This is a genomic window from Mitsuaria sp. 7, assembly GCF_001653795.1.
Taxonomy (GTDB): Bacteria; Pseudomonadota; Gammaproteobacteria; order Burkholderiales; family Burkholderiaceae_C; genus Roseateles.
In genome coordinates, this window is record NZ_CP011515.1 from 139,673 (window position 1) to 157,584 (window position 17,912).

18 protein-coding genes are annotated in these 17,912 nt (G+C 69.5%); 12 read left to right on the forward strand and 6 right to left on the reverse strand.

The features are described from left to right. Positions 1 to 45: 45 nt before the first annotated feature. Both ABE85_RS26085 and ABE85_RS26090 read left to right on the forward strand, forming a co-directional pair. Positions 46 to 648 (forward strand): 2OG-Fe(II) oxygenase, encoded by a 603-nt coding sequence (locus ABE85_RS26085; protein ID WP_067283755.1) that lies wholly within the window; start codon positions 46 to 48, stop codon positions 646 to 648. Between the two features lie 190 nt (positions 649 to 838). Next, positions 839 to 1,888 carry a hypothetical protein gene (locus ABE85_RS26090; protein WP_157523221.1) on the forward strand — a complete coding sequence of 350 codons (1,050 nt, stop codon included), beginning with the start codon at positions 839 to 841 and terminating at the stop codon, positions 1,886 to 1,888. A 103-nt stretch (positions 1,889 to 1,991) separates the two neighbouring features. On the opposite strand, the gene ABE85_RS26095 is transcribed toward ABE85_RS26090, so the two are convergent. Both ABE85_RS26095 and ABE85_RS26100 read right to left on the reverse strand, forming a co-directional pair. Continuing rightward, positions 1,992 to 2,885 (reverse strand): NAD(P)/FAD-dependent oxidoreductase, encoded by an 894-nt coding sequence (locus ABE85_RS26095; protein ID WP_067283759.1) that lies wholly within the window; start codon positions 2,883 to 2,885, stop codon positions 1,992 to 1,994. Then, positions 2,875 to 3,345 carry an Rrf2 family transcriptional regulator gene (locus tag ABE85_RS26100; protein WP_067283761.1) on the reverse strand — a complete coding sequence of 157 codons (471 nt, stop codon included), beginning with the start codon at positions 3,343 to 3,345 and terminating at the stop codon, positions 2,875 to 2,877. Before ABE85_RS26100 ends, ABE85_RS26095 begins: the two co-directional genes overlap by 11 nt. A gap of 124 nt (positions 3,346 to 3,469) precedes the next feature. On the opposite strand from ABE85_RS26100, the gene ABE85_RS27215 reads away from it, so the two are divergent. Both ABE85_RS27215 and ABE85_RS26110 read left to right on the forward strand, forming a co-directional pair. Further along, the gene (locus ABE85_RS27215; protein WP_067283764.1) at positions 3,470 to 3,847 is read left to right on the forward strand and encodes a TA system antitoxin ParD family protein; all 378 of its coding nucleotides are present in this window, start codon (positions 3,470 to 3,472) and stop codon (positions 3,845 to 3,847) included. 2 nt (positions 3,848 to 3,849) lie between these two features. Then, positions 3,850 to 4,644, forward strand: coding sequence for a hypothetical protein (locus ABE85_RS26110; RefSeq protein WP_067283766.1), 795 nt, complete (start codon positions 3,850 to 3,852; stop codon positions 4,642 to 4,644). A gap of 24 nt (positions 4,645 to 4,668) precedes the next feature. Here ABE85_RS26110 and ABE85_RS26115 read toward each other — a convergent pair whose 3' ends face one another. The 4 genes from ABE85_RS26115 to ABE85_RS26130 all read right to left on the reverse strand — a co-directional run bounded on the left by ABE85_RS26115 (position 4,669) and on the right by ABE85_RS26130 (position 11,180). Continuing rightward, positions 4,669 to 5,718: an AraC family transcriptional regulator gene (locus tag ABE85_RS26115; RefSeq protein WP_067283768.1), complete on the reverse strand. Its 1,050-nt coding sequence runs from the start codon at positions 5,716 to 5,718 to the stop codon at positions 4,669 to 4,671. Then, positions 5,715 to 6,536, reverse strand: a complete 822-nt coding sequence (locus tag ABE85_RS26120) for an oxidoreductase (RefSeq protein WP_067283770.1) — start codon at positions 6,534 to 6,536, stop codon at positions 5,715 to 5,717. Before ABE85_RS26120 ends, ABE85_RS26115 begins: the two co-directional genes overlap by 4 nt. A gap of 100 nt (positions 6,537 to 6,636) precedes the next feature. Then, positions 6,637 to 7,674 carry a response regulator gene (locus ABE85_RS26125; RefSeq protein ID WP_067283772.1) on the reverse strand — a complete coding sequence of 346 codons (1,038 nt, stop codon included), beginning with the start codon at positions 7,672 to 7,674 and terminating at the stop codon, positions 6,637 to 6,639. A 2-nt stretch (positions 7,675 to 7,676) separates the two neighbouring features. After that, positions 7,677 to 11,180 (reverse strand): ATP-binding protein, encoded by a 3,504-nt coding sequence (locus ABE85_RS26130; protein ID WP_067283774.1) that lies wholly within the window; start codon positions 11,178 to 11,180, stop codon positions 7,677 to 7,679. Positions 11,181 to 11,227: 47 nt separating this feature from the next. On the opposite strand from ABE85_RS26130, the gene ABE85_RS26135 reads away from it, so the two are divergent. From ABE85_RS26135 to ABE85_RS26170, 8 genes are all read left to right on the forward strand, one after another. Continuing rightward, a complete protein-coding gene (locus tag ABE85_RS26135; RefSeq protein ID WP_067283776.1) occupies positions 11,228 to 11,530 on the forward strand; it encodes an urease subunit gamma in 303 nt (100 codons plus the stop codon). A gap of 25 nt (positions 11,531 to 11,555) precedes the next feature. Further along, a complete protein-coding gene (locus ABE85_RS26140) occupies positions 11,556 to 12,215 on the forward strand; it encodes a HupE/UreJ family protein (RefSeq protein ID WP_197507421.1) in 660 nt (219 codons plus the stop codon). Positions 12,216 to 12,223: 8 nt separating this feature from the next. Further along, entirely contained in the window at positions 12,224 to 12,529 is a 306-nt protein-coding gene (locus ABE85_RS26145; RefSeq protein WP_067283781.1) for an urease subunit beta, read from the forward strand. Then, the gene (ureC, locus tag ABE85_RS26150) at positions 12,529 to 14,247 is read left to right on the forward strand and encodes an urease subunit alpha (protein WP_067283783.1); all 1,719 of its coding nucleotides are present in this window, start codon (positions 12,529 to 12,531) and stop codon (positions 14,245 to 14,247) included. The genes ABE85_RS26145 and ureC overlap by 1 nt, the downstream gene beginning before the upstream one ends. Beyond that, on the forward strand, positions 14,248 to 14,871 hold the full coding sequence (gene ureE, locus ABE85_RS26155) for an urease accessory protein UreE (RefSeq protein WP_067283786.1): 624 nt from the start codon (positions 14,248 to 14,250) through the stop codon (positions 14,869 to 14,871). Then, positions 14,855 to 15,568 (forward strand): urease accessory protein UreF, encoded by a 714-nt coding sequence (locus ABE85_RS26160; protein WP_231993372.1) that lies wholly within the window; start codon positions 14,855 to 14,857, stop codon positions 15,566 to 15,568. Before ureE ends, ABE85_RS26160 begins: the two co-directional genes overlap by 17 nt. Further along, positions 15,565 to 16,236 carry an urease accessory protein UreG gene (gene ureG, locus ABE85_RS26165; protein WP_067283788.1) on the forward strand — a complete coding sequence of 224 codons (672 nt, stop codon included), beginning with the start codon at positions 15,565 to 15,567 and terminating at the stop codon, positions 16,234 to 16,236. Before ABE85_RS26160 ends, ureG begins: the two co-directional genes overlap by 4 nt. Before the next feature lie 82 nt (positions 16,237 to 16,318). Continuing rightward, positions 16,319 to 17,818 (forward strand): hypothetical protein, encoded by a 1,500-nt coding sequence (locus tag ABE85_RS26170; RefSeq protein WP_157523225.1) that lies wholly within the window; start codon positions 16,319 to 16,321, stop codon positions 17,816 to 17,818. Positions 17,819 to 17,912 lie beyond the last annotated feature (94 nt).

The following is a 17,912-nucleotide window of genomic DNA, read 5'->3' on the forward strand; positions in this document are numbered from 1 at the left end:
GCGGGGCATATACGGCACATGGCGTACATCGGGTGAGAATGGGCCATGCAGATCCAGACCCACAACGATCGCGTGTTCACCGTGCCGGGTTTCCTCTCCCCCGAGGAATGCACCGAGGTGATCGCCCTGGCGGAGCAGAGCGGTTTCGACGCCGCGACGGTCCGGCTGGAGGCGGGACAGCAGTTGCTGGCCCACATCCGCAACAACGAGCGGACGACGGCGGCCAGCGCCGCCTGGGTCGAACGGCTGTGGGGGCGGTTGCGGCAGCTGCCGCTGCCCGAGATCGACGGCTCGCGCGCGGTGGGCCTGCCGCGGGAGCTGCGCTTCTACAAGTACTCGCAGGGCCAGCGCTTCCGGATGCACAAGGACGGGCCGTGGCGCGAAGACGGGCTCGTCAGCCGGCTGAGCTTCCTGGTCTATCTGAACGAAGGTTTCGAAGGCGGCGAGACCGGCTTCCGCGACTTCTCCGTCCGGCCCCGGACCGGCGGCGCGCTGGTCTTCGTCCACGACACCTGGCATGAAGGCTCGCCCGTCACCTCGGGCACGAAGTACGTGCTGCGCTCGGATGTCATGTACGCGCCGGTGGTCGACAGTCAGGATTCGAGGGTCGACTCGAAGTTCGACTCCGGCTTCGACTCGCGGTTCTGACCTGCGCTTCGATTCGACTTTCGGCGATGGTGACCGCTCGTAACACCTCGAAGAAGTGTGCGTGCACCGCCGGGCGTGTCACGTCGTTGATGCAACATGCGGGCCCTTCCCCGGGCGAGGTGTTGGCCTCGAAGGGGATGAAGGCTTGAGAAGAACTCCGAACAACAGGAAAGAACCAGGAGGTACCGCGATGACGATGACTTCAATGACGATGATGACGACGGCCGGACGGCCGGGGCGCGCGATCGCGCAGATGGGCAAGGCGGTGCTGGCGGCGCTGATGCTGCTGGTGGCGATGCTGACGGGCACCTCGGCCTGGGCCGCGCGCGACGACGGCCAGTGGCAGATCCTGAACGCGCGCTACGGCACGGCGCAGCGCAACATGGACGTGACCGGCCAGCTGCGCGATCTGGCGCGGCGCGACGACCGTGTGCGGGTGACCAACGAGCTGTTCGGCAACGATCCGGCCTACGGCCAGACGAAGATGCTGCGCATCTACGCGCGCAACCGCGGCGGCGAGAACCGGACCTTCGAGTTCCGCGAGGGCAGCGTCATCGACGGCAACGACTTCACCGGCTGGCGCGGCGGCGAATGGGGCCAGGGCGGCGGCAACGGCAACTGGGAAGGCGGCGGCGGTGGCCGCGATGACGGCGCCTACGCCATCCTGGGCGCGCGCTACGGCGCCGCGGAAGGCAGCATCGACGTGACCGGCCGCCTGCGCGAGCTGGCGCGTCGCGACGCGAAGGTGCGGGTCACCAACGACCTGTTCCACGACGACCCGGCGGTGGGCCGCACGAAGACGCTGCGCATCTATGCCCGCGACCGCAGCGGCCAGGTGAAGACTTTCGACTACCGCGAAGGTTCGTGGATCGACGGCGGCCAGTTCACCGGCTGGGGCCGGGGCGACTGGGGGCAGGGCGGTTGGAACGGCGGCTGGGACGGTCGTCCGGGCAACGCCAATCCGGGCGGCTACAACCCGGGTGGACAAGGTCCGGTCCAGGACCAGCGCTTGAATATCGTGCGCGCCTTCTACGGCAACGGCGTGCGCACCGTCGACGTGACGGACCGGATCCGCAATGCCAGCCGGGGCGGCGTGCTCGACATCCGTGTCGACAACGACCTGGCGGGTCGCGATCCGGCCTACGGCGAGCAGAAGACGCTGCGCGTGACCTACACGGTAGGCCGCGGCCGGGAGCAGACGCGGGAAGCGCGGGAAGGCGATCGGATCCGGTTGCCTTGAGCGTGCGCTGAGAACGCGCTGAGCGTGACGCGATGTTCCGGTCCGTAGGGCCGGTGGGCATCGCGACCCGATGACGAGGGCCCCGCGAGGGGCCTTCGTCGTTTCAGAACATCGTCGACCGATGTGCGCCGAAGCCGGCCATCGCGCCGTCGGACACGGCGAGCGTGACGCTGCCGGCCGCGCGGGCCGCATCACCGCAGGCGAAGACGTTGGGCACGTTGGTGTCCTGCATGGCGCCGACCTTGATGAAGGGGCCCATCGGACCGTCTTCCATCGCGCAGCCGAACTGCTCGGCGATCGTGCTCGACGGCGTCGTGCGCGGCTGGGTGAAGAGGCCGTCCATCGTCAGCGTCCGGCCGTCCTGCAGCACGACGTCGGCGAAACCGTCGATGCGTGCGATCGGCGTGGGCTCCACGCGCGTGCCGCGGCGGGCGAACTCATCGAGGTCGTCGGCGCTGGGATCGTAGGCGCCGTTCAGGAACAGCGTCGGCACGCCCCAGTCCGGCAGCATCATCGCGTGATGCTGCGCCAGCGGTGACGCGGCGACGATGCCGATGCGGCCCTGGTCCAGCTCGTAGCCGTGGCAGTACGGGCAATGGAAGACGCTGCGTCCCCAGCGCTCCGCAAGACCTGGCACGGGCGGAAGTTCATCGCGAACGCCGGTGGCGAGGATCAACCGCCCGGCGCTGACCGCGACGTCGCCGACGCGGAATTCGAGCCGACCGTCCGGCGCCACGCGGCCGTCGTCGGCCAGTCCGGCCATCCACTGCACGGTCGGATAGAGCCGCAACTGACGGCGCGCTTCCTCGGCGATCGCCGCGGGCGCGCGGCCGTCCTGCGTCAGGAAGCCATGAGCCTCGCCGTCGTGATCGTCGACACATTGGTTGCGACGGCGCCCTGCATCGACCACGAGCACCTGGCGACGAGCCCGTGCCAGCTGAAGGGCGGCGGCCATGCCGGCGTAGCTGCCGCCGATGACGGCGAAATCAATCTTCATGGTGATGCTCCTCGAGGCGATGAGGCGCGTGGCCGAGTTCGACCATGCGCTTGTGGAAGTCGCGGGACAGCGTGGCCAGCGTGACTGAACCGAGCCGCTTCAGCAGGAGCGCTTCGGCTTCCTGCACGGCGTTGCCGATCGCGTCGTTGACGGCTCGGGCGACGAGGCACTCCGGGTGCTCCTCGCGGAAACCGAGGGACACCAGCGATGCCCCGCCGAGCGCCTCATGCACGTCGCGCAGGGTGATGCGGTCGAGCGGGCACGACAGCACCCAGCCGCCGCCGTGGCCCTTCGCGGACGCGACGAAGCCCGCCTCGCGCAGGCCGCCCATCAGGCGGCGCAGCACCACGGGGTTGGTCTGCATCGCAGCGGCGAGCGATTCAGAGGTGGACGGTCCTTCGCTCTCGGCCATGTGCAGCAGCACGTGGAGGACGTCGGACAGCTGGCTGTTGGATTTCATGCAACATTATGAGTTGCGAGAAATTGTCAATGTTCGGCTAGGGGCTTTGGCGCCCGCGCGACATCGGGACTGGGAAGAACAGACGTGTAGTGCTAGGCTGAGGCAAATTGCCACAGGAGTTCTCATGTCATCGAATTCGGTCCGCGTCAGCGCTGAACTTTTTCAGTCGGCCCAGGAGCAGGGAACGGACATGATGCGATCGGCCGCGCAACAGGTGGAGCACTGGGCCAGGCTGGGAAAGGCGCTGGAAGAAGCCGGCCTGTCGACCGGCGAGATGCTCGCCGTACTGCGAGGCGCAGTCGCCGCGACCACGAAATCGTCCAGAACAAAACGCGCCTTGAGCGTTGAGGTCGTCAGTGAGGAGGAACTCTGGGCGCACAAGCGCGCCAAGCAGGCGAAGGACATTGCGAACGTCGACTCGGGCAAGGTGTCGGCAATGGCAATGGGCTGGTTCTCCTCCAAACGCATCAAGCAGGCCGAGATTCCCAACTCTCCGTATTGAGCATGACCACGTCGCCCAAGCTTCCAGCCGATGAAGTTCCTCTGACCGATGCAGCCATCGATCGAATCCTCTCGATCGCGGGCGATGGATTGATCCTGGTCGGTGGGCAGGCCCTGAACTTCTGGATGAAGCGATTCGGGATTTCGTCGAAGGGTTCGGTCGTCACCAACGACGCCGACTTCATCGGAAACATCCAGCAGGCCGCCGAGCTCGCCCATGGGCTGAACGCTCGACTGCTGAAAACGCCGTCGACTGCGCGTTCGGCGCTCGTGGCTCAGATTCGAATGTCCGGCGCTGCGGGAAAGTTCGGCAACATCGATGTTCTGCACCAGCTGTACACGGTCAGCACACCGAAGAAGACGATGGAGTTCACACGGCGTGTGATCGCGAATTCGATGCCCGTGCAACTGCAAGAGGGCTTCAGCATTCGGGTGATGGACCCTTTCGATCTGCTCGAGTCACGCCTTCAGAATGCGGTCGGCTTTTCGGACATCGACAGGAAGGGACCACATGTGCTGACGCAAGCGCGGTGGGCCATTGATGTCGCGAAGGCAGCCCTGTTGCTGCATGCCTTTGGCAAGGGCGAGTTTCAGGCCCGGGTCGGGGTGAAGGTCCAGCAGATTCTTCGTCTGGCTCGAAGCGCGCCCGGCCGTCGCGCGTGGCGTGAGTTGCATATCGACGTGCTCGATGCGATCGATGCGGACTTGTTGCAGGCAATCGTGCCCGCTTGTGCGCTCCAGCTTGACGGTGTCCGCCTAATGCAGGATCAACGCGAGAAAGCGAACCGCCGAGTGTGAGATTCAGGGGGTGTTACGGCTTGCTCAGCTGCGCAGCTCCTCGGATCCCTGCTGCTCCCGCCACTGCGCCGGCGTCCTTCCCTCCCACCGCCGGAACGCCCGCTGGAACGAATTGGCCTCTTCGAATCCGAGGAAGAACGCGATCTCGCCCGGTGAGAACGCGGTGTCCGCGAGCAGGCGCCTCGCCGTCTCCAGACGGACGTGATCGAGCACGCCTTGATAGCTGGTCCCCGCCTCGCCGAGTCTGCGCTGCAGCGACCGTGCGCTCATGTTGAGCGCGCGGGCCAGCGTGTCGATGGTCGGACGGTCGCCGCGCATCATCTTCATCAGGACCGAGCGCGCCTGCGTCTCGATGTCCACCTCGCCCATCGCGTCCAGCTGCGCATCGAGCGCCGGCACGAGCACCGCGAGCAGGTCCTCGTTGCGCGTCACGAAAGGGAGGTCCAGCGCCTCGGCGTCGTAGACCAGCGCATCGCCGACGCATCCGGTGCGGACCTCACAGCCGAAGTACGACGCGTAGGGCGCGGTGTCCGACGGCATTCGCATCAACTCCAGCCGGTGGGGCACGACGGTGCGACCGGTGCCCACGCGTGCCAGCGCGTGCGCCGACGCGAAGGCCGCGTCGCTGATGATGGTCGGGCAGGACTCCTTGGCCAGGATCCAATGGAAGCTCAGGCGGGCCAGGTCGCGTTCACCAGCGCTCTCGCCTTTGCCGCTGCCACCCGCGCTGGAGCGCTCGACGCGCACTTCCTCGGGACAGCACAGGCCCTTGTAGCGCGCCAGGCGGGCCAGCGCGTCGCCGAAGGTCGCCGAATGCAGCGCGGCCACCGAGACGGCCTCCAGTTGCGACGGACCGACCTCGCCGCCGATCTTCAATCCGATCAAGGGATCGCCCGAGAGCTCCGCGACCGCGCGCCAGAAGGCGAAGAACTGCCGCGTGTCGAGACCGGTCCCCGGTCGACGCGTGAATCCCGCCGGAATCCCCGCCCGGGCGGCGACGACGTCGACATCGAGGCCGAGCGCGGCCAGTCGCGCCGACACGGATGCCACCATCGGGATATGGGTCGCCCTCATCGCATCGCCATCCTGATCATGCGGTCGAAGAGCCGGTCGGACAGGACGTACTTCAGGAACAGCATCGGGCTCGCGAGGAAACCCCCGTGGTATCGCGCCTTGGGGCGTCTGGCCTTGAGCGCCTTGACGACGAGATCGCTGATCACGGCCGGTCCCGGGTTGCTGGTGATCTGCTGCTGCAGGTCGTTGAACTTGTTGGCGAGCGCGGCGTACGCGCCCTTGCCGGAGTAGCGCAGCGCCGCCTCCGAGGCGATGCCGGCCCATTCCGACGCGACGCCACCGGGCTCGATGACGACCACGTCGATGCCGAACTGTGCCACCTCGTTGCGCAGCGCGTCCGAGTAGCCCTCCAGCGCGAACTTCGAGGCGTGGTACCACCCGCCCATCGGCGAGGCGAGCTTGCCGCCGATCGACGAGATGTTGATGATCCTCCCGCGACCTTGCGCCCGCATGTGCGGCAGGCAGAGCTGGATCAGCCGCGCCGCGCCGAACAGGTTGGTCTCCATCTGCCGGCGGCCTTCATCGAGGGGCACGTCCTCCAGCGCGCCGTACTGGCCGTAGCCGGCGTTGTTGATGAGGACGTCGATGCGTCCCTGCTCGTCGACGATCCGGCCGACCACGGAGGACATGGAGACCTCGTCGGTCACGTCCATCGCCAGGATCCTGCCGCCGGCCGCGCGGATGTCTTCCATCCGGTCGAAGCGGCGCGCGGCGGCGTAGACGAGGTAGCCCTCGGCGATCAGCCGCAGGGCGAAGTCCTTGCCCATGCCGGAGGACGCGCCGGTGACGAGGGCGACGGGTTGCTGTTGGGGACGCATGTGGAGGGGCCGGAGGTTGAGGTGCCCTCATGGTTCCGGAGCGGCGACCCGCGCGCCAATCCGATCGCGCCAGCCTTGCATCCGATCGCGCCAGCGATCCTCAGACCTCCCACTGCGGATGCATCTCCCGCACCCGCGTGAGCGCCATCGACGCCGCCGCCGTGCGGGTCTCCACGCCCAGCTTGGCGTGGATGCGCTCCAGGTGCTTCTTCACCGTCGCGGGGCTGGCACCGAGGATCTCGCCGATGTCGCGGTTGATCTTGCCCTTCACCACCCAGTAGAGCACCTCCGCCTCCCGCGCCGTCAGGCTGAAGGCCAGCCCCAGCGAGCGGATCACCGCGACGTCCGAGACCTCGCGCATCACGATCAGCCAGTCGCCGCCGGCCGCCGCACCCACGCCGGCCACGCCGGGCGTGTCCTCGCCGCCGATGCAGTGGTGCAGCCGGAAGCTCAGCCGCCGCGCGCCGAGCTCGGCGCACAGCCGGGCCGGCTCCTGCGGCGGCATGCCGTCCGCGGGCGCGTGGCTCGCCATGTCGTCGAGCGTCTTGCGCAGCCACGCCAGCACCGGCGCCGGCGTCTGCGGCGCGATCGTGCCGTAGTAGAGCTGCAGCAGCTCGCGCGCCAGCGGCGTCTGCCAGAGCAAGCGGCCCGAAGACGCGCGCACCGCGATGCTCGCGTAGCCGAAGGCGTCCAGCGCCTGGCGCGTCTGCCGCGCCTGCCGCGCGCCCTGAAGGTGGACCTGCATGCGCGCCAGCACCGCGCGCGGATCGAGCGGCTTGGTCACGTAGTCGACGCCGCCGGCCTGCAGCGCGGCGACCAGGTGCTCCGTCTCCGTCAGCCCCGTCATGAAGATGATCGGGATGTGGGCCGTCGAAGGATCGGCCTTCAGCCGGCGCGCGACCTCGAAGCCGTCCATGCCCGGCATCATCGCGTCTAGCAGCACGATGTCGGGCCGACCCTGCTGCACGCAGGCGAGCGCGGCCTCGCCGCTGGTGGCCGCCAGCACGATGTAGCCGTGCTCGTCGAGCGCGTCATGCAGCAGCGACAGGTTGTCCGGCACGTCGTCCACCATGAGGACGCGATCGCCTTGCTGCTGGTCCAGCAGCGCGGCCACGGCGGAAGGAAGCGGAGAGTTCATGATCACGCGGGGTTCTCGCTGCGCGCGAGGGCGCGCAGCATCGCTTCGAACTGGAATTGCCGCGCCAACGCGCGCTGCGCTTCACAGAAGGGACGCCACGCGGCGTCGGCGGCCTCGATCGCGTCGAGCTGCTGCAGCACGCCGCGGTAGTAGCCGAGCTGCAGTGCCTCGCGCAGTCCGGTGAGGCGATCGGCAGGTGGTGTTTCGACCGCCGCAGCAGCCGGCTGTGGATCGGGAGACGCGCGCTCGGGGCCGACGCGCCAGGACAGCGACAGCTGCTCGGTCAGCCAGTCCAGCAGCAGTTCGTGCCGCACCGGCTTCAGGATGAAGTCGCGCGCGGCGATGCCGGCATCGTTGTCCTGGCCGCGCTCGAACGCATTCGCCGACACCACCGCCACCGCCGGCGCGTTCACGCCGAGCTCGCCCAGCATGCGCCGCAGCCGCCGGATCGTTTCCCAGCCGTCGATGCCCGGCATCGCGAGGTCCATCAGCACCGCGTCCGGCACCCAGCCGGCCGCGACGAGATCCAGCGCGTCATGGCCGCTCGACGCGTCGCGCACGGTGAAGCCGAGCGGCTCCAGCAGCTCGATCAGCAGCTGGCGATCGTCGGACTCGTTGTCGACGATCAGCACCCGCGGCGAGACGCCGTCGAGCCCGAGGCGCTCCTTCGCCGCGCGACGCATGCGCGGCGTGTCCCAGATGCGGCCGTGCAGCTCGGGCAGGAACAGCCGCACGCGGAAGATCGAACCGCGTCCGGGCTCGCTGGTCGCCGACATCTCGCCGCCCATCAGCGCCGTCAGCATCTTGGAGATCGTCAATCCGAGTCCCGCACCCGGCGCGCCGCCGGCGCCGCTCGTGCCGCGCGCGAAGGGCTCGAAGATGCGCGCCAGTTCCGCCGCGTCCATGCCCGGACCGGTGTCGGCGATCTCCAGCGTCGCCATCTCGCGGCCGTGCCGCACGCGCAGCGTGACCTCGCCCTCGGTGGTGAACTTGATCGCGTTGCCCAACAGGTTGATCAGGATCTGGCGGAGGCGCTGCTCGTCCGCGCGCACCCACTCGGGCAGCGTGCCTTGCGGCTCGAAGCGGAAGCTCAGGCCCTTCGCCGCGGCCTGCGGCTCGAACATGTCGGCCAGCTCGCGCAGCAGCTCGTCGAAGCGCACCGGCGCGGGCTCCAGGCTCAGCCGGCCGGCTTCGATGCGCGCGATGTCCAGCGTGCCGTCGATCAGCTGCATCAGATGCTCGCCGCCGCGCTTGATGACCTGCACCGCCTGCCGCCGTTGTGGCGGCAGCGAGGCGTCCGCCGCCATCAGCTGCGCGTAGCCGAGGATGCTGTTCAGCGGCGTGCGCAGCTCGTGGCTGATGGTGCTGATGTAGCGGCTCTTGGCCTGGTTGGCGGCCTCCGCCGCGGCCTGTGCGCGCTCGGCCTGCAGGCGCGCGCCCTGCAGCGCCTCGTCGGTGCGGCGGTGGGAGGCGATCTCGCGCATCAGCGCCTGCGTCTGCCGCATCGATTCTTCCTGGGCGACCACGCGGCTCTGGTGCGCCAGCACCAGCCACCACGCGACGGTGCCGGCCACGAGCAGCAGCGCGAAGAAGGCCTTGAGCATCCCCGCCTTCAGGCTGGCGCGGAGCGCGTCCTGCGCGGCGGCGTCGATCAGCGGGAGCTGCTGCAGCTGCTGGTGATAGAGCAGCCCGAACAGCGTCGCCAGCAGCGGCGTGAGCACGAGCATCAGCAGCAGGTAGTGGCCGAGTCCGGTGTCGATGTAGCGCCAGCTGCGCTGCGGCAGCACGCGGCGCAGCGCGGCGGTCCATTGCGCGGACAGGCTCGCGTGCGGCTTGCAGAGGTCGCCGCAGCGCGCGTCCAGCGTGCAGCACAGCGAGCAGATCGGACCGCGGTAGGCCGGGCAGTGCGCCATGTCCGGACCTTCGTAGTCGCGCTCGCAGATCACGCAGCGGCGCACGCCTTCCGCCGACTCCGTCTGGAGTCCGGCGGCCTGAATCTCGGCCAACGGCCGCGCGAGGTAGTAGCGCCCCTTCGTCGCCCACGCGATCAGGGGCGCGGTGACCAGCGCCGTCACCATTGCGATCGCCGCCGACCAGGCCTGCGCGAGGTCGCCCATCATCCCGAGGTGCGCCGCCACCGACAGCACCGAGGCCAGCGCCATCGCGCCGACGCCGACGGGATTCACGTCGTACAGGTGCGCGCGCTTGAACTCGATGCCCGGCGGCGAGAGTCCCAGCGGCTTGTTGATCACGAGGTCCGCGACGACGGCCATGATCCACGCGATGGCGATGTTGGCGTAGAGGCCGAGCACATGCCCGAGCGCCTCGAACACGTTCATCGACATCAGCATGAAGGCGATGAGGGTGTTGAACACGACCCAGACCACGCGGCCCGGATGGCTGTGCGTCAGGCGCGAGAAGAAGTTGCTCCACGCCAGCGAGCCCGCATACGCGTTGGTGACGTTGATCTTGAGCTGGGAGACGACGACGAACAGCGCCGTCACCGCGACCGCCCAGCCGTACTGCGGGAACACGTACTCGTAGGCGGCGAGGTACATCTGGTTGGGGTCGACCGCTCGCTCGGCGGGCACGGCGTGGCTGACGGCGAGGTAGGCCAGCAGCGCCCCGCCCAGCATCTTCAGCACGCCCAGCACGATCCAGCCCGGTCCGCCGGCCAGCACCGCGGCCCACCAGCGCAGGCGGTTCTCCTTCGTCTGGCGCGGCATGAAGCGCAGGTAGTCGGCCTGCTCGCCCATCTGGGTGATGAGCGCCACACCGACGGTCAGCGCCGCACCGAAGGCGTGCACGTCGAAAGCCGCCGTGCCCGATTGCGACCCAACCTGGGTCGTGATGCCCTCGAACGCACCAGGATGAAGCCACCCCACCCACGCGAAGGGCAGCACCAGCAGCGCCAGCCACAGCGGCTGGGTCCAGAGCTGCAACCGGCTGATCGCGGAGATGCCGTGTGTCACGAGCGGGATCACCACGACCGCGCAGATCAGGTAGCCCCACTGGGGTGGGATGTCGAGGGCCAGCTCCAGCGCGTAGGCCATCACCGCCGCCTCAAGGGCGAAGAAGATGAAGGTGAAGCTCGCGTAGATCAGCGAGGTCAGCGTCGAGCCGATGTAGCCGAAGCCCGCGCCCCGGGTCAGCAGGTCCATGTCCACGCCGTGGCGGGCCGCGTAGACGCTGATGGGCAGGCCGGCCAGGAAGATGATCAGCCCGGTGGCCAGGATCGCCAGCGCGGCGTTGGTCCAGCCGTAATGCAGCAGCAGCGTGGCGCCGACGGCCTCCAGGATCAGGAAGGACGCCGCGCCGAAGGCCGTGTTGGCCACCCGCCAGGTCGACCAGCGCCGGAAACGGTGCGGCGTGTAGCGCAGCGCGTAGTCCTCCAGCGTCTCCCTCGCCACCCAGGCGTTGTAGTCCCGCCGCAGCTTGATGATGTGCTGCGGGGCGTCTTGGGTGGGGAGGGGAGCGTCCATGGGCGGGCTACCCAGGAAATGCATGAAGCGTGCCCGCGCACCGGCATGGGGCTTGCTAGAGCAGAGGGACCATGGAATTGACGCCCCGCGAAAAAGACAAGCTGCTGATCTTCACCGCCGCGCTGCTCGCCGAGCGGCGCAAGGCGCGAGGGCTGAAGCTCAACTACCCGGAAGCCGTCGCCTTCCTCAGCGCCGCCGTCATGGAAGGCGCCCGCGACGGCAAGACCGTCGCCCAGATGATGAAAGAGGGCCGCGAGCTCCTCACCCGCGACGACGTCATGGACGGCGTGCCGGAAATGATCCCCGACATCCAGGTCGAGGCGACCTTCCCCGACGGCACCAAGCTCGTCACCGTCCACCAGCCGATCCCTTGATCCATTGATCCCCTTGAGGACAGCGATGACCGCACGACTCCTTCCCGCGTCCCTCACCGACGCCGCCGTGACCGCCCTCCAGGCGCTCGCCCTGACCGTCGCCGCCGTGCTCCCCGTCTTCGTCTTCGCCCACACGGGTGATGGCAGCCTGCACGACCACGCCGCGCAGAGCGCCGGCGCCGCCTTCGGCGAGGGCTTCACCCATCCGTTCACCGGCCTCGACCACCTCGCCGCGATGCTCGCCGTGGGTCTGTGGAGCGCGCTCACGCAGACCGGCCGCCGCATGCTGGCGGCCCCGTTCGCGTTCGCCGGCCTGCTGCTGGCGGGCGCGCTGCTCGGCCTCGCGCTGGCCGACGAAGGCCTGGGGGTGCCAGGTGTTGAGCCGATGGTCGCCGCGTCGGTGCTGGTGCTGGGCCTGGTCGCCGCCGCGCGCTGGCGCCTGGGCGCGACGATGTCGGCCGCGCTGGTCGGTGCGTTCGCGGTCTTCCACGGCCTGGCGCACGGCGCCGAGTTGCAAGGCGGTGCCGCGCTCGCCGGCATGGTCCTCGCGACCGCGCTGCTGCACGCGGGCGGTCTTGCCCTCGGCTTGAAGCTTCGTTCGCTCGCGCCGGTCTGGTCGCGCGCCGCGGGTGGCGCGATCGCGCTGCTCGGCCTGGGACTGCTGGCCCGCATGGTGGTCGCATGACGTCCGGCATGACGCCCGGCGAGCTGCTGGTCGACGACGGCGAACTCGCGCTCAACCCGGGCCGGCGAACGATCGTGCTGACCGTGGTCAACGGCGCGGACCGGCCTATCCAGGTCGGCTCCCACTATCACTTCGCGGAAACGAACGGCGCGCTGGTCTTCGACCGCGAGGCCGCGCGCGGCATGCGACTGAACATCGCGTCCGGGACCGCCGTGCGCTTCGAGCCCGGCCAGCAGCGCACCGTGGAGCTGGTCGACTACGCCGGCAGCCGCGAGGTCTGGGGCTTCCGCGGCCTGATCCAGGGAGCGCTCTGATGGCCCGCATCGGCAAACGCGCCTACGCCGAGATGTTCGGCCCGACCGTCGGCGACCGCGTCCGGCTCGCCGACACGGCGCTGGTCATCGAGGTCGAACAAGACCTGACCCTGCGCGCCGGCGGTTACGGCGAGGAAGTGAAGTTCGGCGGCGGCAAGACGATCCGCGACGGCATGGCGCAGTCGCAGCGCACGCGCGCCCAGGGCGCCGTGGACACGGTGATGACCAACGCGCTGATCCTCGACCACTGGGGCATCATCAAGGCCGACATCGGCCTGAAGGACCACCGCATCGTCGCGATCGGCAAGGCCGGCAACCCGGACACGCAGCCGGGCGTGGACATCATCATCGGCCCGGGCACCGAAGTCATCGCCTGCGAGGGCGCGATCGTCACCGCGGGGGCGATCGATTCGCATATCCACTTCATCTGCCCGCAGCAGATCGAGGAGGCGCTGGCCAGCGGCGTGACGACGATGCTGGGCGGGGGCACCGGGCCGGCGACCGGCACCTTCGCCACCACCTGCACGCCGGGACCGTGGCACCTCCAGCGCATGCTGCAGGCCGCCGACGCGTTCCCGATGAACCTGGGTTTCCTCGGCAAGGGCAACGCGAGCCGGCCCGAGGGCCTGGTCGAGCAGATCGAGGCCGGCGCGATCGGCCTGAAGCTGCACGAGGACTGGGGCACGACGCCCGCGGCGATCTCCAACTGCCTGGACGTGGCCGAGGTCACCGACACGCAGGTGGCGATCCACACCGACACGCTCAACGAGAGCGGCTTCGTCGAGGACACGGTGGCCGCCTTCAAGGGCCGCACCATCCACACCTTCCACACCGAGGGGGCGGGCGGCGGCCACGCGCCGGACATCCTGAAGGTCGTCGGCGAGGCCAACGTGCTGCCGAGCTCGACCAACCCGACACGCCCCTACACGATCAACACGCTCGACGAGCACGTCGACATGCTGATGGTGTGCCACCACCTGGACCCGGCGATCGCCGAGGACCTGGCCTTCGCCGAGAGCCGCATCCGCAAGGAGACCATCGCCGCCGAGGACATCCTGCACGACCTGGGCGCGATCAGCATGTTCAGCTCGGACTCGCAGGCGATGGGCCGCGTGGGCGAGGTGGTGCTGCGCTGCTGGCAGACCGCGCACAAGATGAAGCAGCAGCGCGGCCAGCTGCCCGGCGACAGCGATCGCCACGACAACGGCCGCGTGAAGCGCTATGTCGCCAAGCTCGCGATCAACCCGGCGATCGCGCACGGCGTGAGCCACGAGGTCGGCAGCATCGAGGTCGGCAAGTGGGCCGACCTGGTGATCTGGAAGCCGGCCTTCTTCGGCGTGAAGCCGTCGCTGATCCTCAAGGGCGGCGTGATCGCGATGGCCGCGATGGGCGATCCCAACGCGTCGATCCCGACGCCGCAGCCGGTGCACTACCGGCCGATGTTCGGCAGCTTCGGCGGCTCGCTGGCGCGGGCGTCGCTGAGCTTCGTGTCGCAGTCGGCGCTCGCGGCCGGCGTGCCGGAGCGCTACGGCTTGGCCAAGACGGCGGTCGCGGTGAAGGGCATCCGCGGCGTGGGCAAGAAGGACATGGTCCACAATGACTATGCCCCGCGGATGGAGGTCGATCCCCAGACCTACGCGGTGCGCGCCGACGGCCTGCTGCTGCACTGCGAGCCCGCCTCGGTGCTTCCGATGGCGCAGCGCTACTTCCTGTTCTGAATGATCCAAGTTTCCAAACTGCTGGCGCAGGGCGCCGGCCTCGCGCCCGTGCTGCTCAAGCGCGCCGCCTCCGTGACGCTCGATTGGGACACGCGCCAGAAAAGCCGCTTCCAGGTTACCGACAGCCAGGGCCGCGAACTCGGCGTCTTCCTGCCGCGCGGCACCGTCGTGCGCGGCGGCGACGTGCTGGTGGCCGAGGACGGTTCGCTGGTCCGCGTCGTCGCGGCACCGCAGGCGCTGCTGCGCATCACCGCGTGCACGGCGCATGGCTCGCCGTTCGACCTGGTCCGCGCGGCGTATCACCTCGGCAACCGCCATGTGCAGATCGAGCTGAAGCCCGATCACCTCAAGATCGAGCCCGATCACGTGCTCGCCGACATGCTGCGCGCGATGCACCTGATCGTGAACGCGGTCGAGGAAAGCTTCGAGCCCGAAGCCGGCGCCTATGCGGCCGGCGGTCATGGCCACGCGCATGCGCATGACCACGGCCATGAGCATTCGCACGGGCACTCGCACGATCACGCGCACGATCACGGTCACAAGCCCGCCGCCAAGAAGACCATCGCGATCCAGGCCGCGGCGACGCCCCATGTGCACGGCCCGGGCTGTGGACACGACCACTGATCCCATCATCGACCCCGTCCCGCCGCAGCTGCGGCTGACGTGGCTCGCGTCGCCGGCCTTGCCGATCGGCGCGTTCTCGTATTCGGAAGTGCTGGAGGCGGCGGTCGAGCACGGCCTCGTGCACGACGACCTCAGCGCCGGCCAGTGGCTGAGCCAGCAGTTGCGGCTGCTGGCGCGATCCGACCTCGCGGCGATCGCGCAGGGCATCGTCGCGTGGCGGGCCGGCGACGAGCCCGCGCTGCGCGAGATCGCCCGCTGGCTGCGCATGACGCGCGACGGCGCCGAGGCGCGCCTGCAGAGCGAGCAGATGGGGCAGTCGCTGCTGGCCTGGCTGCGCGGCCAGCCGATGGCATCGGCCGCTCAGCTCGCGCTGCTCGTCGCGTGCGGCGACGGCCAGCCCATGCCCTATGCCTTCGTGATGTCGCTCGCGCTGGCGACGATCGCCGTTCCCGTCGAGCAGGCCCTGTCCTCGCAAGCCTTCGGCTGGGCGGAGAACCAGGTCCAGGCCGCCCTCAAGGCCGTGCCGCTGGGCCAGACCGCCGGCCAGCGCGTGCTGACGCGCCTGGCGTCCGAGATCCCCGCCGCGGTGGCCGAGGCCATCGCCACGCCGCCCGCGCGGCGGCAGCTGTTCGCGCCGATGCTGTCCGTCCTCGCGGCGCGCCACGAAACCCAGTACTCCCGATTGTTCCGATCATGAGCATCCCTTCTTCCGCCTCGGTCTCCGCCCTCCATCACATCCCCGGCCGCACGAAGCGGCTGCCGCCGTTGCGCGTCGGCATCGGCGGTCCGGTGGGGTCGGGCAAGACGACGCTGCTGGAGATGCTCTGCAAGGCGATGCGCGAGAAGTGGGATCTGGTCGCGATCACCAACGACATCTACACGAAGGAAGACCAGCGCCTGCTGACGATCAGCGGCGCGCTGCCCGCCGAGCGCATCCTCGGCGTGGAGACCGGCGGCTGCCCGCACACCGCCATCCGCGAGGACGCGTCGATCAACCTCGAGGCGATCGACCGCATGCTGGCGCAGTTCCCCGAGGCGGATGTCGTGTTCATCGAGTCCGGCGGGGACAACCTCGCCGCGACCTTCAGCCCGGAGCTGAGCGACCTGACGATCTACGTCATCGACGTCGCCGCCGGCGAGAAGATCCCGCGCAAGGGCGGACCCGGCATCACGAAGAGCGACCTGTTCGTGATCAACAAGACCGACCTCGCGCCGCATGTCGGCGCCAACCTCGACGTCATGCGGTCCGACACGCAGCGCATGCGGCCGACGCGACCCTTCGTGATGAGCAATCTCAAGACGCTGGACGGGCTGGACGAGGTGGTCGCGTTCATCGAGCAGAAGGGGATGCTGGGCACGGCCTGACCCCAGGCCTCGCCGCGGCGGGTCGCCCGACCACGCCCGAAGGAGGGAAGAACCCGTCTCCTGACCGCCGGACTGAACGGCGATGCATCCCTCCGAATCGTTCTCCTCCACGGTGTCGTCGACCTCTTCCTGGGGCGATGACACCCGGCCCATCCTGCCGCCGCCGCGCGCCGCCGCGTCCTCTCCCTGGCAGCCCCGCAGTCCACCTCCGTCGCCCGCATCGCCGACATCGCCGCAGGTGTCGATGTCGCCGGGCTCTCCAAGCTCGGAAGCGCCCTTGATCGACGGCGCGCTCGACGCCCTCGGACCGCGCGGCGCGGAGGAGTCCGTGGTGCTGGTCAGGCAACTGGTGCGGGGCGTCGATCTGCGCGTCGTGCGAGGAACGCCGGGCGACGGCGTGGACCGGTTCGTCCGCGACGGTGTGTGGCGGGACCTGCCAAGAGCGCTGCATGCGCCGGCGGCCCAGGCGCTCGACGAGGAACGCGATCGCGATTGCCCGAGCGGCCGCCTGCGCGCGTTCATCGCCGCGATTGGCCGCGCGGCCGTCAACATGACGCATTGCGGCGTCCGGAGCTTCGCCTCGGTCGCCCTGCCGACGATGGTGCGGCAGGCCGTCGGCCGCGCGCTGGACATCGCGCTGGCCGAAGGCGTGTCGGAGACCGCGCGCACCTGGCTGTCCTGCGGCGCGCTCGCCGTGCCGGTGGTGGGTCAGGTCGTGCTGCTGATCCGCGACGAGGCGCGCGGCGAGGCGACGCCGTACTCCCGCGCCACGCGGGCCGTGCTGATCGCGCTGCCGATGGGCACGGCCGCGCTCGGCGCGGCGACCGGCTCCATGCTGTACGCGGGCACACGTTTCGCGGAAACGGTGCTCTATCCGCTGATGCGCGACAGCATCCAGGCCCGATGGCCAATGCTCACCGAGCCCGACAGCGGACCGACGCGAAGCTCGCTCGCGCTTGCGGGACTGGGCTATGCGATCAACCAGTTGGCGGTGAGCCGCGTGTTCAGCGCAGCGCCCGATGTGGACCTGGACGCGCACGGGCAACCGCACGCGCTGCTGCCCGGCGGCATCGTGCTGCGCGGGTTGTCCAACTGGGGCGGCGAGGCGCTCGACCTCTGGACCCTGCTGATGCTGCATCACGCCTGCCGCCACGGCACCGGCACGCAGGTCCGCATGCACACGGGGCAGGGTAGCCTGCCCGAGGCGATGCGCACGCAGCGGCACTGGGACACGATGGCGGCCCGGGGCAGTTTCGTGTCCAGCTTCAACCAGCTCTACGACACGCTGGGCGCCGACTCGACGCTGACCCGCTGGGTCCGGCCCACGTTCGGCGCGAGCGCGCCGGTGGCCGCGGACTGGCTCACCGAGCTGATCGTGGGCAGCCTGACGGCGCCGAGTTACCTGTTCTGGACCGACCCGCTGAACTCCCGCGGCATCGAACTGCAGACCCTGGACGAGTTGGCGAGCGGCGCGCGGCCGCCCCGCCAGTACGCGGGCAACAACGCGGAGCCCCCGCTCGCGCCGGACGAACACGCGGATGCCGTGTCCCTGACGGCCTTCCGCCGTCCGCCGCGGACGTAAAAAAGCCGCCGGTCGTGGGACCGGCGGCTCAAGGCGGTTGATTGCGCCCGAATGCGCACGACGGCGGCGTCAGACGCCGCGTCGATGGGGATGA

What these genes read in the sequence shown, in the direction of transcription:
- ABE85_RS26170 (WP_157523225.1), top strand. Translation starts at nt 16,319, where the DNA reads ATGCATCCCTCCGAATCGTTCTCCTCCACGGTGTCGTCGACCTCTTCC.
- ABE85_RS26110 (WP_067283766.1), top strand. Translation starts at nt 3,850, where the DNA reads ATGACCACGTCGCCCAAGCTTCCAGCCGATGAAGTTCCTCTGACCGAT.
- ureE (WP_067283786.1), top strand. Translation starts at nt 14,248, where the DNA reads ATGATCCAAGTTTCCAAACTGCTGGCGCAGGGCGCCGGCCTCGCGCCC.
- ABE85_RS26115 (WP_067283768.1), bottom strand. Translation starts at nt 5,718, where the DNA reads ATGAGGGCGACCCATATCCCGATGGTGGCATCCGTGTCGGCGCGACTG.
- ABE85_RS26140 (WP_197507421.1), top strand. Translation starts at nt 11,556, where the DNA reads ATGACCGCACGACTCCTTCCCGCGTCCCTCACCGACGCCGCCGTGACC.
- ABE85_RS27215 (WP_067283764.1), top strand. Translation starts at nt 3,470, where the DNA reads ATGTCATCGAATTCGGTCCGCGTCAGCGCTGAACTTTTTCAGTCGGCC.
- ABE85_RS26130 (WP_067283774.1), bottom strand. Translation starts at nt 11,180, where the DNA reads ATGCATTTCCTGGGTAGCCCGCCCATGGACGCTCCCCTCCCCACCCAA.
- ABE85_RS26145 (WP_067283781.1), top strand. Translation starts at nt 12,224, where the DNA reads ATGACGCCCGGCGAGCTGCTGGTCGACGACGGCGAACTCGCGCTCAAC.
- ABE85_RS26095 (WP_067283759.1), bottom strand. Translation starts at nt 2,885, where the DNA reads ATGAAGATTGATTTCGCCGTCATCGGCGGCAGCTACGCCGGCATGGCC.
- ABE85_RS26120 (WP_067283770.1), bottom strand. Translation starts at nt 6,536, where the DNA reads ATGCGTCCCCAACAGCAACCCGTCGCCCTCGTCACCGGCGCGTCCTCC.
- ureG (WP_067283788.1), top strand. Translation starts at nt 15,565, where the DNA reads ATGAGCATCCCTTCTTCCGCCTCGGTCTCCGCCCTCCATCACATCCCC.
- ABE85_RS26100 (WP_067283761.1), bottom strand. Translation starts at nt 3,345, where the DNA reads ATGAAATCCAACAGCCAGCTGTCCGACGTCCTCCACGTGCTGCTGCAC.
- ABE85_RS26090 (WP_157523221.1), top strand. Translation starts at nt 839, where the DNA reads ATGACGATGACTTCAATGACGATGATGACGACGGCCGGACGGCCGGGG.
- ABE85_RS26085 (WP_067283755.1), top strand. Translation starts at nt 46, where the DNA reads ATGCAGATCCAGACCCACAACGATCGCGTGTTCACCGTGCCGGGTTTC.
- ABE85_RS26135 (WP_067283776.1), top strand. Translation starts at nt 11,228, where the DNA reads ATGGAATTGACGCCCCGCGAAAAAGACAAGCTGCTGATCTTCACCGCC.
- ABE85_RS26125 (WP_067283772.1), bottom strand. Translation starts at nt 7,674, where the DNA reads ATGAACTCTCCGCTTCCTTCCGCCGTGGCCGCGCTGCTGGACCAGCAG.
- ureC (WP_067283783.1), top strand. Translation starts at nt 12,529, where the DNA reads ATGGCCCGCATCGGCAAACGCGCCTACGCCGAGATGTTCGGCCCGACC.